Source organism: Lactiplantibacillus sp. ME-2 (assembly GCF_022549155.1).
Lineage (GTDB): Bacteria > Bacillota > Bacilli > Lactobacillales > Lactobacillaceae > Lactiplantibacillus > Lactiplantibacillus plantarum.
Genome location: NZ_JAKZEQ010000009.1, coordinates 35,266 through 51,101 on the forward strand (window position 1 = coordinate 35,266; position 15,836 = coordinate 51,101).

General features: G+C 44.4%; 16 protein-coding genes and 1 pseudogene. 4 read left to right on the forward strand and 13 right to left on the reverse strand.

Annotated elements, in window-relative coordinates; translation table 11 throughout:
- Positions 1–6 precede the first annotated feature (6 nt).
- A complete protein-coding gene (locus MMY95_RS04920; RefSeq protein WP_087509718.1) occupies positions 7–822 on the reverse strand; it encodes an ABC transporter permease in 816 nt (271 codons plus the stop codon).
- 593 nt (positions 823–1,415) lie between these two features.
- Here MMY95_RS04920 and MMY95_RS04925 point away from each other — a divergent pair.
- Positions 1,416–2,582, forward strand: coding sequence for a hypothetical protein (locus tag MMY95_RS04925; protein WP_087509716.1), 1,167 nt, complete (start codon positions 1,416–1,418; stop codon positions 2,580–2,582).
- A gap of 176 nt (positions 2,583–2,758) precedes the next feature.
- On the opposite strand, the gene MMY95_RS04930 is transcribed toward MMY95_RS04925, so the two are convergent.
- The 10 genes and pseudogenes from MMY95_RS04930 to MMY95_RS04975 all read right to left on the reverse strand — a co-directional run bounded on the left by MMY95_RS04930 (position 2,759) and on the right by MMY95_RS04975 (position 11,610).
- Complete coding sequence (locus MMY95_RS04930; protein ID WP_087509714.1) at positions 2,759–3,934, reverse strand: pyridoxal phosphate-dependent aminotransferase; 1,176 nt, start codon at positions 3,932–3,934, stop codon at positions 2,759–2,761.
- Between the two features lie 2 nt (positions 3,935–3,936).
- Positions 3,937–4,928: pseudogene (locus tag MMY95_RS04935) on the reverse strand (ketopantoate reductase family protein).
- Positions 4,929–4,948: 20 nt separating this feature from the next.
- Positions 4,949–5,611 carry a methionine ABC transporter permease gene (locus MMY95_RS04940; RefSeq protein ID WP_003643753.1) on the reverse strand — a complete coding sequence of 221 codons (663 nt, stop codon included), beginning with the start codon at positions 5,609–5,611 and terminating at the stop codon, positions 4,949–4,951.
- Positions 5,604–6,632, reverse strand: coding sequence for an ATP-binding cassette domain-containing protein (locus MMY95_RS04945; RefSeq protein WP_087509712.1), 1,029 nt, complete (start codon positions 6,630–6,632; stop codon positions 5,604–5,606). The genes MMY95_RS04940 and MMY95_RS04945 overlap by 8 nt, the downstream gene beginning before the upstream one ends.
- A 12-nt stretch (positions 6,633–6,644) precedes the next feature.
- On the reverse strand, positions 6,645–7,484 hold the full coding sequence (locus tag MMY95_RS04950) for a MetQ/NlpA family ABC transporter substrate-binding protein (RefSeq protein ID WP_003641914.1): 840 nt from the start codon (positions 7,482–7,484) through the stop codon (positions 6,645–6,647).
- 366 nt (positions 7,485–7,850) lie between these two features.
- Positions 7,851–8,189: a CHY zinc finger protein gene (locus MMY95_RS04955; protein WP_087509710.1), complete on the reverse strand. Its 339-nt coding sequence runs from the start codon at positions 8,187–8,189 to the stop codon at positions 7,851–7,853.
- Entirely contained in the window at positions 8,186–9,157 is a 972-nt protein-coding gene (locus MMY95_RS04960; RefSeq protein ID WP_087509708.1) for a biotin--[acetyl-CoA-carboxylase] ligase, read from the reverse strand. Before MMY95_RS04960 ends, MMY95_RS04955 begins: the two co-directional genes overlap by 4 nt.
- A 37-nt stretch (positions 9,158–9,194) precedes the next feature.
- Entirely contained in the window at positions 9,195–9,758 is a 564-nt protein-coding gene (locus tag MMY95_RS04965; protein ID WP_087509706.1) for a biotin transporter BioY, read from the reverse strand.
- A gap of 128 nt (positions 9,759–9,886) precedes the next feature.
- Positions 9,887–10,132 (reverse strand): hypothetical protein, encoded by a 246-nt coding sequence (locus MMY95_RS04970; RefSeq protein WP_003641910.1) that lies wholly within the window; start codon positions 10,130–10,132, stop codon positions 9,887–9,889.
- Between the two features lie 65 nt (positions 10,133–10,197).
- Positions 10,198–11,610, reverse strand: a complete 1,413-nt coding sequence (locus MMY95_RS04975; protein ID WP_003643748.1) for a C69 family dipeptidase — start codon at positions 11,608–11,610, stop codon at positions 10,198–10,200.
- A 690-nt stretch (positions 11,611–12,300) separates the two neighbouring features.
- Between MMY95_RS04975 and MMY95_RS04980 the strand changes: the two genes are divergently transcribed.
- The 3 genes from MMY95_RS04980 to MMY95_RS04990 all read left to right on the forward strand — a co-directional run bounded on the left by MMY95_RS04980 (position 12,301) and on the right by MMY95_RS04990 (position 14,903).
- Positions 12,301–12,501, forward strand: a complete 201-nt coding sequence (locus tag MMY95_RS04980) for a hypothetical protein (protein ID WP_003643747.1) — start codon at positions 12,301–12,303, stop codon at positions 12,499–12,501.
- 12 nt (positions 12,502–12,513) lie between these two features.
- Entirely contained in the window at positions 12,514–13,416 is a 903-nt protein-coding gene (locus MMY95_RS04985; RefSeq protein ID WP_003641906.1) for an SPFH domain-containing protein, read from the forward strand.
- A 170-nt stretch (positions 13,417–13,586) separates the two neighbouring features.
- Positions 13,587–14,903 (forward strand): MFS transporter, encoded by a 1,317-nt coding sequence (locus MMY95_RS04990; protein ID WP_087509704.1) that lies wholly within the window; start codon positions 13,587–13,589, stop codon positions 14,901–14,903.
- A gap of 154 nt (positions 14,904–15,057) precedes the next feature.
- On the opposite strand, the gene MMY95_RS04995 is transcribed toward MMY95_RS04990, so the two are convergent.
- Positions 15,058–15,309 carry a hypothetical protein gene (locus tag MMY95_RS04995; RefSeq protein ID WP_129361521.1) on the reverse strand — a complete coding sequence of 84 codons (252 nt, stop codon included), beginning with the start codon at positions 15,307–15,309 and terminating at the stop codon, positions 15,058–15,060.
- Between the two features lie 76 nt (positions 15,310–15,385).
- Positions 15,386–15,580, reverse strand: a complete 195-nt coding sequence (locus MMY95_RS05000; RefSeq protein ID WP_080339024.1) for a helix-turn-helix transcriptional regulator — start codon at positions 15,578–15,580, stop codon at positions 15,386–15,388.
- Between the last annotated feature and the right edge of the window lie 256 nt (positions 15,581–15,836).

Genomic DNA, 15,836 nt, shown 5'->3' on the forward strand with positions numbered 1-15,836 from the left:
CGCCTCCTAAATCAAATCCACAAAGTTCGAACGGAACTTGTTATAGAGATACGTTCCAGTCAGAATAACAACGAGATTGAAGAGCCAAAAGACAATTGTCAACGTAATATTAGGCTGTTGCCAGATCCAACCACGATTAAGCAACGATTCTCGCATTCCGTTGAGCACGTAGTAGAACGGATTTAGTTCTAGTAGGCGTACAAAAACTGCGGGGAAGTTGGACGTTGTAAAGTTAAATAGCACCCCACTCATATAGAACAGCATCCGTAATACGGATTGAAGCGTGATATGCCAGTCACGAATCAAAACACTGACCGTGGCATTGAAAATCCCAAGTGAATACATTAATACGATCATGCAACCAAAGTAGTAGATAAATTGAATCCAAGAAACTGAGGGCCAAATACCATTAATGAACATCAGGAAGATCCCAAAAGCAATCATCGTCCAAAAACTATATAGATTACCATAAATTTTAATTGACGGTAATACGTTGACTGGAAATTTCATCTTTGAAACTAACCCAACCTGACGATAAATGCTAGAAGACGCGTCCAGCGTCGTTTTGTTCATGTATAACCATGGTGCAATCCCGACAACCATCCATGGTAAATACGGGATTCCTGGCATCGGATTGCCACGTTTTAACGCGACCCCGAATACTAAGTAATAGATTCCGATTTGAATCAGTGGGTTTAGAAATTCCCACGCTAACCCAAGGTAATGGCTTTGGTATGTAGCCCGATCATCATACTTCGCCATTCGCCGAATAATCTTGAAATTGGCGAACTGATCGCCAATCGTCTTAAACATCGTAAACATAGTGCACTCCTTAAATGTATGTCGCAACACGATCAAGCGCCTCTTGAAAGGTCATGACAGATTTACGGTCAAGATAAACCGCAGACTACATTATAACGATAAACCTCGTTAATAGCACCGAAAATAACATTTTTTATTAAATATTTACCTATTATCAATGGATACTTATTGACCGATACTCCTATTTTGCAAGCAAAGAAAGCTCTTACATATGTTGTGTTTTAAAAAAACGTATGCGTTTATTTTGGCAATCATCATTTGAATATCGAATTGCACTTTAAGATCACTAACTGTGAACGCATCATCGGAAAACTATTTTTTACGTAGCAATGACCAGCACCGTGTTGTGTTGCACACATACCAAACAGCCGCACTCAATGCCGGTGACCGCGTCCGGGTGCAAGCGAAAACGGTTTTAAATTTGCAGAACAAGGCCTTTCTAATGACACGATCGACCTGAATAGCACGTGAGCATCTGTTTACTTACCTAGTCATAACACACTTACCAAACCAGCTGAATAATGACTTATAATGGCGTCTTCACCTCAAAAAGTGCTATGATGAGGGAACATTAACTAAGGGGGTTAGACACGATGAGTTCAATTATTGAGAGTTTACAATTAGCCGCACAACAGGTTCACCTCATCAACCTATATCAAGCCAATAGCGAAGTGGTTTACACCGGCTACATCGACCGTCTGGCACCTGATGGCGTTATCGTGAATACTTACGATGATGCTGGGCTCCAGGACGGCGCCGTCTTCATGCGCTACGACGTCATTGATGAAGTTGAAATGATGAGTGAAGACCTTGATAACATGGCCTTTCGCCTTGAAAATGCAACTACTGAAGGTTTAAACAGTGTACCACAGCCAACCGTAGCTTTAGACGATCAACGGCCAGTCCTAACACAGTTAGTCACCCAATCCCAAACTGATCATCAAGTTGTGCTACTAGTCCTAGAAGACAACGAAAACTATTTAGAAGGTCAGATCCAACAAGTCACTGATCAAACGATTACCTTTAAAACTTTTGACAAATTCAACTTTAAAAACAATGTGCAACAGGAAATTCCATTGGCTGCTATTCAGATTTTGGAGTTTTGCGGCAACGAGCTCTTATTGGAAAGTGCCTTTGTCAAGACCATCCATACGCATCAAACGACCGTCAAAGTCAGCGAGTTTGACGACGTTGATCAGACTTTAAACAACGCCTTAAATGAGCACCAACTGATTGCAATTCGGTCAGCGGACGGGTCTGACATGTTCTTTGTTGGCTTCATTAACGCATTGAACGCTGACAGTGTCCTGCTCAATCTGATTGATATGACGGGCCAATTTGGGGGCTACACCCTTTGCCGCCGTTCACTAATTGAATCGGTGACAACCCAGTCCGACTATTTACAGACGATGCGTGGCTTTATTGAATTAAATCGCCAGTATGAGTTAAATGTTCAACCCGTCTTAAACGACGAACGGTTATTTGACGCCACAACTGATCTTTTTGATTCAATTTTGCGACAAGCCGCAACTTTCAATAACCTCGTTCACATCACGACAGAAAACCCCATGTTGCCAGCAATGACTGGCTATCCGGGAACGTTAATGAACGGGCACTTCATCTTCTATAACGTGGATGATGATAATCAAATTAATCATGTTGGCACGATGATCGAACTCGATCAGGTCGTTGAATTATCCTTTGGGTATATAGACGCGTACCTGTTAGAGAAGCGGTTAAAGAGCACCGGTAATTTATAATAATTTCAATACCTCGAATCAAAATAACGCAACTGGCATTCACACGCCAGTTGCGTTATTTTGATACCGTTATTACAGCTCAATATTTCCGAGTAATCAAGAACGAGTTGCGCCCCCGTTGCATGAATTATGCTAAGTAAGTGATTGGCTGTCATCATTAATGCTAAGAGGCCATCCTAACGATCGAATAAGTGCAGTTTTGCAATTCGCTGACAAGCTTCCGTGAAGCGGGGTTCATCAATCAAGAGTCCAACACGCACATAGCCTTCGCCACCCGCGCCAAAACCGTTACCTGGCGCAACCGCAACCGCCGCTTTATCCAGCAATAAATCGGCAAATGCTTCACTGGTATACCCTTTAGGGACTGGCATCCAAGCGTAAAATGAGCCCCCTGATGGGTAGGGTTCCCACCCAATCTTGCGGGCTGCCGTAAAGAACTGATTACGGCGTCGTTCATACAGCCCAACCAGTTCGTGGACCGTCTGTTGGTCACTGTTCAAGGCTGCAATCGCTGCATCCTGAATGGCTGGAAAGACGCTGACAAACAGATGATCCTGAATCAAATTTAAGGCTTCAATCATGTCAGCATTACCAGCGGCAAAACCGACGCGCCAGCCTGCCATGTTAAAGGACTTAGATAGCGTGTACATCTCAATTCCTACGTCTTTAGCCCCCGGTGTCTGTAGGAAGCTTACCGGTCGCTGACCATCGAACCCAATTGCACCATAAGCAAAGTCATGAACGATACCAATCTGATGTTCATTTGCAAAATCCACCGTGTCTTGAAAAAACTGCGACGTTGCGACAGCACCAGTGGGATTATTCGGGTAATTCAGGTACAACAGCTTGGCCGCCGCAGCCACTTGTGGATCAACCTGCTGATAATCCGGTAAGAAATGATTGGCCGCTGTTAACCGTAGCAAAGCCAACTTCACCTGTGCCAACGTAATACCAGATAAATAGTCTGGGTAACCGGGGTCAGGTAAGATCATTGTATCGCCCGGATTTAGTAAGGCAAAGGGTAACTCGACCAACCCAATCTTACTGCCACCCAAAACGGCAATCTCAGTCTCCGGGTCTAATTTCACACCGTACTCGCGTTCGTAAAAATCAGCCGCGGCTTGTTTGAATCGCGGCAAACCTCGAAACAACGAATACTTGTGATCCGCGGGATTGGCAGTTGCAGTCTGCATTGCTTTAACAACAAACTCAGGGGTGGGTTGGTCAGGATTGCCTTGACCTAAATTAATCACATCCGCACCGGCCGCCGCTTTGGCATTGACCTTTTTGACCAGATTCGCAAAAAACTGTTTTGGTAATTGCTGCAAAATTTTGGACTCTTCAAATTTCAAAATTAGTGCTTCCCTTCTGTCAATGGTTTCAGGCTGGTAATATCAAACGTCCCAGCAAATTCGGCTAAGTGAACGAGATTCCGCAAAAAATAAAAATCATGGGTCTTAGCTTCATAGTGGTATTGCACCCCTAAATCATAGAGATAACCATTGATATAATCAACTTCAGTGGGTCGGTGTTTTGTTATATCTTGATACATTGACGGAAAGTGCAACGGATTCGTCTCTCGACTAACGTATTCAATCGTCTGCCACTCTTCTTCTCGAGTATTCATTAACGTGATCCCGGCCCGTTCACAAACGTCAAACGCTTCACCAATCAGTTGCCGGCCTAACTTTTGAGCTACTGGCGACTGAATAAACTCGCCCATTTGAATCTGGAACATCGTGCACAACGTGTTGATAACGGAATTAAAAATCACCTTTGCCAATAAGGTACCTAAAAAGTTCGTCGTCAAAGTCGGATTCAGGTGTGCTTTAGTAAATTCGGCAACGATTTGATGGGTCATTTCGTCAGGTTGTTCCGTTTGATTTGCAATATTCATTGAACCAGCGTTTGCCGCCCCGATAAAGTCGACATCACCAGCTTGCTTTAAGACCGTCCCAATCAAGGCCGTCCCGCCCAACACCTTCTCAGGCTTGAAGTATTGATTGATTTTTTCAATGTGGCCCATACCATTCATAGCGGTAACCACGTATTGCTGGTCATTGAAGAAGTGTGCTGATCGTGACAAAATCTCTGCCAACCCCATTTGTTTGGTGAAAATAATCAGAACATCCGGTTGACCATGGTAATTCTCAGGAGTGCTGATTCGAATCGGAACCAAGTGGCGGTTTTGACCATCACGAGCAACATAGACACCACCCTGCTGTTGAATTGTTTGGACCTGCTGATCCCAAGTGTATCGACAAAATCAACTTGATAGCCAGCTGCTTGTAATAAAACACCATAACGTAATCCCATGGCTCCCGCACCCAATACCGTATACTTCATGTTTATGCTTCCTTTCCTGACTATGAACGCGTGTAATGATCCGCAAGTCGATCACCGCACCACTGAACAATTTGCACAATCACAATTAAAATGACAATCACACTGACTAATACACCGGTATTATAACGGTTATAGCCGTATTGAATCGCTAAGTCCCCAATTCCACCAGCACCAATCGTTCCGACCATGGCCGAATAGCCTAGCAAACTGATCAAGGTCAAAACAACGCCACGGATGAGTGCCGGCAATGCTTCGGGAAATAGGACTTCCTGAAAAGTCAGCCAGAAGCTCGCACCAGTTGAGCGTGCTGCTTCAACAACGCCCGCATCGATTTCGGCAAAGGCCCCTTCGGCTAGCCGGGCAAAGAATGGAATAGCGGCTACCGACAATGATACTGCGCCACCAAGTGGTGTATAGGGATCACCAGCCACTAATTTGGCGAACGGAATCAAGACAACCATTAAAATCAAAAATGGCAGCGAGCGGATCGCGTTAATAATAAAACCGGCCACACTGTTGATAAGCGGGTGCGGGGCAAATAGCGGATTAGAATAGTAATACAGTCCTAATCCAATAATAGTACCAAAGACGATTCCGATAAAGCCTGAGATAAAGACCATTTTAGCCGTGTCCCACAATGCTGTTCCAAGATTTTGCTGTAATATAGTCCAAGTTTCATTCATTTACTTGCACCTCCTCCACATAATCGACGCGTCGTTGAAATAGCGCAATCGCTTGCTTAACGGCCTGAGTGGTACCCGTCAAATAAACGGCTAATACCCCAATGGCCCGTTCTTGAATAAACTCGATTCGTCCCTGAATAATGTTAATATCAATATCCGTTGCCTTGGCGATTTCAGTAATAATCGGGGTTAGTGAATCACTACCACGATAACGTAATGCTAATAACTGACCATCTGCGCGTGCGAGCTGTGCAGCGACTCTTGTCGGCAGTTGTGTATCTAGGAACCGGTTGACAAGCCGTTGCCCCATATCGGACTGGGGCGCTGCGAACAGGTCATACGTGCTCGATTGCTCCACTAATTGGCCCGCCTCCATGACAGCGACCCGGTCAAACAAGCTTCTGGCCACTTCCAATTGATGGGTAATAAAGACGATCGTAATATGAAGTCGCTGGTTGATATCTTTCAGAATCTGAATGATTTCTTCGGCTGTTTCAACATCTAACGCACTGGTCGCTTCATCACACAATAAGACATCCGGATCATTGGCGAGCGCCCGTGCAATACCAACGCGTTGTTTTTGACCGCCAGACAACTGTGCCGGGTAATTGTCTTGACGATCTGCAAGTCCCACTAACGTTAGCAAATCTTGAATACGCGCAGGCTGCGCTTTTTCAGGATAGCCGCCCGCTGTCAGGGCAAACGCCAGGTTCTGTGCAACCGTTCGATTACCGATCAGGTTGAAATTTTGAAAGATGAAGCCAATTTTACGCCGCACGGACGCAATCTGACGCGCATTAGCTTTGGTCAAATCATGACCATCTACGATCACTTGTCCCTGACTCGGTGCCTGCAAATAATTGATTGTTCGGACTAAAGTTGACTTACCCGCCCCCGACAACCCCACGATTCCAAAGATTTCACCTTTCTCGATGGTTAGTGAGACATCCTTAACAGCGTGCACCGTCCGCTTCTTCTGCTGAAACGTCACATCAACATGTTTTAATTCAATCTGACTCATGCCCTTGACCTCCTATTGCCATGAAGCTGGTTTATCGAAATCCTTAAATTCCGACTTTGCAATCGCCTGCTTAAAAGCAGCACTTTTGAGAACCGCTTTGACAGCTTTGCCGAACTTAGAATTGCGTTGACTCGTCTTGACAACAAAGACTTCTTTGTAATCTTCCTTGAGCTTTTCAAGTGCCAGCGCTTTCGATGGTTTCAACTTAGCATTCCAGGAATAATTACCGGGAATCAAAGCAATCGTCACGTTACTCATCGACTGTGGTAACTGGGCTGCATCCAAGGTCTTGATCTTCAACTGGTGCGGATTAGTCACAATATCCGCCGTACTAGCCGTTGCGACGTTGATATTTTTCTTCAAAGTAATTAGTTTTTGCGCCGCTAAGAGTTGTAGTGCTCGAGCTAAGTTGGACGGATCATTCGGTAGCGAGACTGTATCACCGGACTTCAAATCTGATAGTGCCGTGATCTTCTTCGAGTAAATCCCCATCCCCAGCGTGGGCGTCTCGCCAATGGCCGATAACTTCAAGTGATTGGCTTTAGCGAAGGTCTTCAGATACAACGTATGTTGAAATAAATTAGCATCAATTTCCCCAGAATTCAGTGCCTTATTCGGTTGAACGTAGTCGTTGAATTCCTTTGTAACAACTTTATACCCCTTTTTCTCAAGTAGTGGGCCGATAACTTTAGTCGCCATATCACCATAAGGCCCCGGAGCAACCCCAATCTTGACCGTTGTCAACTTACCCTGACTTGCTTGTGAACTACTGGCACGGCTGAACCCCACGATAGCCACCAAAACAACAATAATGCCACCTAAAGCTAACAACCACTTTGTATTTCTTCTCATCTTCCATACCCCGTTTCTCACTTTTTTACATGACAAAAAGTCGTCCCTGTTATAACTTATAACAAGGACGACTTTCGCCGCGGTACCACCTTAATAGCACCCATTTGGACACCAACTCATGCAGAACTAACTGCTGCGCTAACGGGCATTAACCGCGACCACTTAACATCACTGCTCACCGATCGTTCATTAGGAAAGACCATCTTCTCAACGCTTGCTGGGTCATCTTTCAGCACTTGACAACTCTCTGTTACCAGCTCACCATTGATACTCATCTCTCATGACATTTCACATTATGAGTTTTCAGTTAGATTATGTCAAGGATTTTATTAAAATTAAATTAGACTGAATAAACTAGCACCATCCTCACTTGGACTGTACTTCTCTCTCATCGATTAGAAAGTAAACCTGGTCATGCAACCGACACCGCGGGTTAAATGGCCGGTGACAGTGCGGGCATTGCCCCTCATAATACCGATCAACCGTCATTCGATAACGACAAGCACCACACATCACGGCTAAATCCGTCGGAGCGCTGGCCACAAAAGTATGCTGGCACAACGTATCATGGCACCGGTAACACGCGTAATAGCGTTGACACCGCCGACACCACAATGCCGCAATATCAGTTTCAAGGTGATAATGTTGGCACCGACCGGCAGCGTCTAAACCGATGCCGTAAATCACTGGTACCCACTCAGTCATACTGGTAACCCTACCCTGATCACTTCACCACTCGTAAATGTTCGCCGCTCCCCGGTCAACATGCGGACCACTAAGCCACCATGTTCATCGATATCTTCAGCCACCCCATTCACCACGGAATCGCCCACTTGAAGTGTCACTTGTTGACCCAACACTAGTGATTTGGCCCGATATGCTGGCAAAAAATCGGCCGTTGCGTAGCGTTTCGATAGCGCTACTAGCGCTGATAATAAGGCGGCCGCTAACCGATTGCGATCCACTGGTATGCTCGGGTCGACCGCCTGGGCACGGGCTTGCAATTCCCGCGGAAAATCGGTGGTCGTTAAATTGAGACCCACACCGACAATAAAGGCCGTTGCGGAAGTCGATTCTAATTCCAAACTTGCTTCCGTGATAATGCCCCCGACCTTATGCTGATCAAGATAAATATCATTGACCCATTTCAACCCAAAGTTCTTATTAGGATAAAATTGCTGTAAAACATTCAGGACACTCACTGCGACACCAGTTGTCAGTAAGCCCACATTGACCAATGCATTCGTGGGATTAGGAACAACCAAGCTAAAATACAGTCCAGTTTTGGCCGGTGAATAGAAGTCCCGGCCCAAACGGCCATAGCCAGCTGTCTGTTCATCCGCGAAGAAGGCAGCAAACTGTGGCTGATGATGACTTAAAAAGGTCTTAGCTAGAATCTGAGTGGACGGCGTCTGGGCGACCACTTCAAGTGGCCCCGTAAATTGACGTTGCCCATAGATTTGAATGGCTTTGGCATCCAAATTACGACTTTCCAGATAGCAGTAGCCCCGGTTTTTACGACTCTCAATCTGGTGTCCTTGCTTTCTCAAGGCATTGATCGCCTTCCAGATGCTCTCACGACTACAGCCAACTGATTGGGCAAGCTGGTCCCCCGATTGCCACTCACCATGATGACGCAATAAAATTGTTAAGACCTGTTCTTTAGTTGTCATTATGACCTCCTGACCTGCCAATCACATTAGCTATTTACTAAGCTGGCAATCCAAAATCAACGATGGCCCGCACACGTCGGGCAATAAATACGGCCAAAGTCCCTTTAATGATGTCACCAGGAAGAAAGGCCACGTTTGACAGCAAGGCGGCAGTCAAAGTCATATGTGACTGAACAGCTAGCCAACCAGCACCGATTACATCAACAAATAAGATACCAGCCAACCAGACAATGCCAACTTCTAGCCACCAGTAACCACTTGTCATCGCCCGGGTTATTTTGATCAACGTTCCAATCAACATTGGTGCCAGCAACCAAGCAACGAGATAGCCACCCGTTGGCCCGAGAAAAATCGCAGCACCACCACGCCCCCCAGATAATAGGGGTAGTCCCAGTGCCACTAATCCTAAGAACAACCCAACTGCGATCGTCCCATATTTGCGGCCAAGTAACTCGGCAGCTAAAAAGATGCCCATATTCTGCAACACAATCGGGACGGGAATAAAGCCCACTGGAATTCCCGGAAAGAAACCTAATACAATAATCAAAGCAGTCACCATCGCCGTCTGGGTCAGGTGTTTAATCGTCTGTCGATTCGTCATCATCGCACCCCTGTTAATCAATTTAAACGCTATTATAAAACAACAGTAACCCAATATCAACTAGCTGGGTTACTGTTTAGCGAATAAAAAATCCCATGATCCTTTTTACTGATCATGGGATGACTGCACTATTCTTTTGGAATACGCTTTTCAACGTGATATTGACGTGCTTCTGGTCTTGGCGTATCGGCTGTCAGTAAATCATCCGCGTAAAAAACCGAATAACCGTGATCCTGTTCTAGCGGCCGCGCAATCATGAGTCCGCGCTTACGTCCGTGACGCGCATTATAAATATCCGCACTACGGAGCGCTTCATTGTAGTCATGCGATTCTGAAATTGCGTCACCAGGATTAAATAAGACATTTTCATCCATTTGCCATCAGCTCCTTGTCCTCTTAATAACTTAATTATACACGCTGATACCGTCATAACGAAAGTTTAAAGATTGATATCAACATTATAGGTTAGTTTCGAGAGCGTTAAACCTTTGGTGACTAATTGACCAATCAAAGCTTGGGCTTTATCACGCATCTTTGCGACCATCACTTTATCTTGTTCAGTCAAGAAAGCCGTTAACTCGTCACCAGATAACTTCGCCGCTTGTTCATCGGTCGCAGCCACAAATTGACCCAGTTCGATTCGACATTCTTTCAAATAATCAATATCATCCTGAACGAAATCAGCATAGTGTGATTCAACAATCATTGATAGTGTCCGGTAGAGCCAGTAAGCACTATTCATATCATGTTTTAGCGGTGTGTTCGCAAAACTAGGATCAGTTTCAGAAACATTCGCATGGAATGGAAGGTATGGCGCAAAAGCTGGTACCCCAAACGTCATCCACATAATCGCGCTTTGTTCTGCTGGTACGTCATTCCGCACTTGCATAACGTGTGAATTCTGCGTCCGATTCATTGAAATTGGCCGAAACTTTTTAGCTTCTGGTGTATTCAAGAAGGGATCGTACTTCGTTTCGTTATAATGAGAACCCAGTACAAATTCAACGTCGGCAACTGAAATCTTCTTGGCTGCGTGACAAATGAACGGTAGCTCACTCGACTGTGGATCTTGTTCGATCTCTGGATTGAAATAACGTTGGCCGTACCAGACCCGGGGAGTATTATAATGCCGGTCTTTTTCATTATCAGTACCGAAGATATGACGGAAGTTAAAACCTTCCTTGTCAGGGTTCAAATGGTGTTCCGCAACAAATTCTTGAATACCATCAGACCACATAAAGTTATCGGGATCATCAAAATCAACCCATTGAATCGCAACTTGGTTGGCAGCCACCGCGTAAGCATCATCCGGAATCCGTTGTGCAACCCAGTGGTGACCAGTGACGATCTCCATGTACCACACATCATCTTTATCATTGAACAAAACACCGTTACCTTCTGGCGAACCATATTTAGCGATCAACTGGCCCAAGTATTCAACCCCACCACGGGCAGAATCAATGAACGGCGTGAGCATGGTTGGCAATGAATCTTCTGCAAGACCATTCGGCACGAAGGGATCAAAAGTCAGCGTATGTTCATTACCATAAACACTTTCAGTTGAAGAAACACCAACGTTTTTTTCGTTAAAGCCATTCTCTTCAAAAACACCCTTTTCGGCGACTTCAATGTTCGGGACAGCTTGGTAACGGTATCCATCTGCTGGAAGTGGTGCGGTAAAGCCATTCTTCCCAGAAGTTAACGTTTCGTTGCGACCATGAACAGCGGGATGGACGATAAATTTTTGCGGTGTAATCGGCATAAACGTATCATCATTGCGGGCAATCATCGTTGAACCATCAACGGTCGCCTTCTTCCCAACTAAAATTGTGGTACAAGCTTGTTCGTACATGCAAGCATCTCCTGTCTTTAATTTCCGTGATCATTATTAATGATACACGCTCTAATTTAAAAAGCCACCATTGCGAAAGCGCTGACAGATAATTCTTACGCAATTTTAATTGCCGATAAATTTATCAATAGTCATAAATCTTTTCGTAATCTAATCAATAATTCTTAAATTTGAAAAATCATCGTCACATTTTCTTCACAATTCGTTGTTAAGATATATCTATAGCAATTAAGGATCCCCCTCCAAGATTGCTACTATAATAATTAACATTCTTTTCATTTACTCCTCCAAAGTAATGAAATCCGTCAAAGCGTAACAACTTTGACAGCTTGATGAGCGGCATGTGAACGTCCCCCCGCTTATATGAATAAACGCTCATCAAGTTATCAGCATATGATTCCCCGTCATATGCTGACCTACTCCTTTTGACCTTCGTATTCCCGTACGAAGGTTTTTTTGTCGGCTTAAATACTTCAAGCGCCCCTTTAACTCACCAATCCCGTATTACTGAACCGCCCTCTAAAACGAGCTTATCCAAATAGTTACTGGGCGATATGCAGCATGAATTCACCATTTATCGCCATACTTTATCAACAATCCAAAACTCACCCACTATTTTATAACGGACCTATCAATCTAACCAAAAACAGCATATAATTTAATTATTATCACATTAAAGGTGGGTCATCTATGCAAGAGGGATACTTAGATCAGCGCTTAATCGGTCAGCGCTTCATTATCAAACCGACCGATCTAACTGACGGCGTCGCATTCTATGGCATCTTGTACCATTTGCACGCCGCAACACCGCTGCACACCGGCGATACCGTTGAAATCACGGCCGTCAGTGCTCATGGTCTAACGGTAACGATTATCGCACCACAACAATAGGGGGAAATTATTATGGTAGGCATCATCGTTGCAATTATTGTCATTCTACTGGTCGTTTTAGTCCTAATCGCTTCCATCCGCATCATCACCCAACCGAACCAAGGTGTCGTCTTAACATTTGGAAAGTTCGAGCGCGTCATTAGTTCCGGCTTTCACTTTATTAAACCGTTCATCTCACGTGTCATCACCGTTAACACGGCTCAGACACCCGTTGATCTTAACCAACAAGTCGTTATCACCAAAGATAACGCTGAAATCTCAGTTAAGATTTCGCTTAAGTACCACGTCACTAATATTGAAGACTTCGTTTTTAAAAACGAAGACTCCGTTCGTAGTATGATTCAAGATACCCGCGCGGCACTGCGTGGTATCATTGGGAACAAAGAATTAAATGAAGTCCTGAATGGGACGCAAGAAATCAATGCCGCTCTCTTCAAGGAGATCTCCTCCGTTACGGCGGGCTACGGTTTAAATGTTGACCGGGTCAATATTGATTCCGTTAACCCTTCGGCAGATATTCAGGCTTCCATGAATAAACTCCTGCAAGCTACGCGGGAACGGGATGCCACCATCGCAACTGCTGAAGGTAAGAGTAAGTCAATCACACTGGAAAATGAAGCCAATAACCGGGCCTTATTAGCCACCAACAAAGCCCAAAACGAAGCGTTAGTGAATAGTGCAAAGGCGAAAGCAACAGCCGTTCAAACTGAAGCAGATGCTGATGCTTACCGGACGCGGATCTTAAACGAAGCCTTGTCACAATCATCCGAAAACTACTTTATCTTCCAAAACACGGAAGCTGTCAAAGCCTTAGCGGACGGCAATGCCAACACCGTTGTTTTACCAAACCAAACGTTAGACAGCTTGGGCTTAATCCCAGCACTCACCAAGGTCAGCAAATTAACAACTAAGTAGCTTTTAATCAGGACAAACAATGCAAAGCCTGCAGGTTGACGAACGCCACCTGCAGGCTTTTTTTCTGGGCAATCTAATACCTAATCAATTTTGTAAACCTTTCCGTTAGGTTTAAGCGTGCAACTAGGTTAGAATTAGGTTGTGCAAAACCATACTTAGAGGTGTTAATATTGAAACAACCTTGGCAAACAGCTTGGCCGGAACGAATTAGTTACGGGCTCAGTGATGCCGCGGATAACTTAGTCTTTCAGATGATGACCACATACTTATTATTCTTCTATACCGATATTTACGGCTTATCCACGAGCGCAGCGGCGATTTTATTTGTCGTTGCGCGCTTAGCCGATGTCGTTGAAAGTCTGATTATCGGCGTCATGATTGACCACACCCATTCGCGCTTCGGTAAGAGCCGCCCGTTTTTCTTATGGTACGCGTTACCCTATGTCTTGTTCGCCGTTTTGACCTTTGTGACCCCGAACTTCGGGGCAACCGGTAAACTCGTCTGGGCTTACGTGACCTATTTAGGATTAGGATTCTTCTATACCGCCGTCAACCTACCAATCACATCGATCTTACCAGCACTCTCCCAGAATGAACGTGAATTAACCTTACTAGGCGTGATTCGTCAATTCTTCGGTAGTAGCGTTCAAATTATCGTCGCTGTCTTCACCTTGCCACTAGTTGCCTTATTTGGTCAGGGTGATCAGCAACGGGGGTTTTTACTGACGATCGTTATATTTGGCATTATTTCGTTGGTACTGATCCTCAACACCTTCTTCCAAGTCAAGGAACGCTTTAGTCAACCTGAGCGCCCGCACCAATCACTCAGTGCGGTGTGGGGCATGCTCAAGCAAAACCAGCCGTGGTTTATTTTATCCAGCGTGATTTTACTGTATTGGTTAACAACTGCCATCAAGAATCAAACGACCATCTACTACTTTAAATACTTGATTCAACGCGAAGACTTAGTTCCAGTCGTTAACGGCTTTACGTTTGCGTCACTGATCGGGGTCATTTTAATTGTCCGGCTAGCCAACCACCACGGGAAAAAGAATACCATGTTGGCGGGTATCGCAATCGCCGCTGTGGGGCAACTGATCCTCGGTCTCGGGACAGCCATCAATCAACTGGCCTTCGTCTTCGGTGGCACGTTGATCAATGCTGTCGGTAACGGTCTCATCATTGGTTTGGTCTCAATTATGATTGCTGATACGATCCGTTATGGCACGGCGCTTGGCATTCAAGCAGAAGGTATTTTAGCCTCTACTGATGACTTCGGCGTTAATGTCGGCTTAGGACTTGGTGGCCTAGTCACCGCCGGACTCTTTCATCTAAGCGGCTACACGGCCAATCATGCGCAAAATATCGCCACTCAGCATATGATTACCCTGAACTATGCGTGGTTACCATTATTACTTTACGTGGTGATGTTTATCGTATTAATTTTTTACAATGAGCAGCAATTGCAAGACGCGATTAATGTTTAGTTAATTATATAAAAATATGAGGTTAGCTATCCCAGAACAACAGTTGGATACCTAATCTCATATTTTTTATCATGTTTTTTACGAATGAATCAGATATAAGAATCACTAATAAATCCACAAGCAAAAAGAGTAATCCCAAAGCATTTAAACAAATCTACATCGTTCTATCAAACCGTGTGATTGCACAAAACTCTATAATTGGTCCTCCAATAATAACTAACGCACCAATACCAAGCATACGATCCAGTGGCACCAACATTGGCGTTGGAGTCCACAATGACAGTATCATCAGAATAGCAATGATTATAATCAACACTTCATAGTACGTTTTAGTAACGGCACCTGCTCTTAATTTAAGATATTGCCAGCGCTCATCATTATGATAATCTTTTTGTAACTTTGCCATTCGACGGGTAGCGTACAAATAACTCCCTATGGAAATCAATATGATTACTATCAATCCAACTCGTTCAATCATCATTTTACCCCCGATAAAAGACATCCTCAATCATACAGTCAAAAACTGTTGCGATTTTGAAAGCTAGATCCAATGATGGATAATATCTAGATTTTTCAATCGAAATAACCGCTTGCCGTGAAATTCCAAGCCGCTGGGCAAGTTCGGCTTGCGTCCAATTTCGCTCAGCTCGTAACATTTTAATTTTATTGCAAATCAAAGTAACACCATCTTTACAAAAAGTAAGGTTTTGTTTACAACGTTAGTATAACAATATATTATGCTTTTGTATAGTTTCCACTAAATAATATCGCGTAATACCGTTTCCGAATCAAGACTATAAAGATCACAATACCAATTAGAAAGACAAAGCACTAATTTATAATAGCAACCAGAAAAGGGCACACTGGCACTCCCAGGTGGTAAGTCAGTACCAAGTTCCCCAAAAAAGCGCAGGAAAAAAGCCGACCCCGAGG

Bases quoted from the DNA above. Each gene is read 5' to 3' on its own strand.
- MMY95_RS04955 (WP_087509710.1), bottom strand. From the start codon at position 8,189: ATGACTGAGTGGGTACCAGTGATTTACGGCATCGGTTTAGACGCTGCC.
- MMY95_RS04975 (WP_003643748.1), bottom strand. From the start codon at position 11,610: ATGTACGAACAAGCTTGTACCACAATTTTAGTTGGGAAGAAGGCGACC.
- MMY95_RS04925 (WP_087509716.1), top strand. From the start codon at position 1,416: ATGAGTTCAATTATTGAGAGTTTACAATTAGCCGCACAACAGGTTCAC.
- MMY95_RS04985 (WP_003641906.1), top strand. From the start codon at position 12,514: ATGGTAGGCATCATCGTTGCAATTATTGTCATTCTACTGGTCGTTTTA.
- MMY95_RS04945 (WP_087509712.1), bottom strand. From the start codon at position 6,632: ATGAGTCAGATTGAATTAAAACATGTTGATGTGACGTTTCAGCAGAAG.
- MMY95_RS04940 (WP_003643753.1), bottom strand. From the start codon at position 5,611: ATGAATGAAACTTGGACTATATTACAGCAAAATCTTGGAACAGCATTG.
- MMY95_RS04970 (WP_003641910.1), bottom strand. From the start codon at position 10,132: ATGGATGAAAATGTCTTATTTAATCCTGGTGACGCAATTTCAGAATCG.
- MMY95_RS04995 (WP_129361521.1), bottom strand. From the start codon at position 15,309: ATGGCAAAGTTACAAAAAGATTATCATAATGATGAGCGCTGGCAATAT.
- MMY95_RS04980 (WP_003643747.1), top strand. From the start codon at position 12,301: ATGCAAGAGGGATACTTAGATCAGCGCTTAATCGGTCAGCGCTTCATT.
- MMY95_RS04965 (WP_087509706.1), bottom strand. From the start codon at position 9,758: ATGACGAATCGACAGACGATTAAACACCTGACCCAGACGGCGATGGTG.
- MMY95_RS04960 (WP_087509708.1), bottom strand. From the start codon at position 9,157: ATGACAACTAAAGAACAGGTCTTAACAATTTTATTGCGTCATCATGGT.
- MMY95_RS04920 (WP_087509718.1), bottom strand. From the start codon at position 822: ATGTTTACGATGTTTAAGACGATTGGCGATCAGTTCGCCAATTTCAAG.
- MMY95_RS04950 (WP_003641914.1), bottom strand. From the start codon at position 7,484: ATGAGAAGAAATACAAAGTGGTTGTTAGCTTTAGGTGGCATTATTGTT.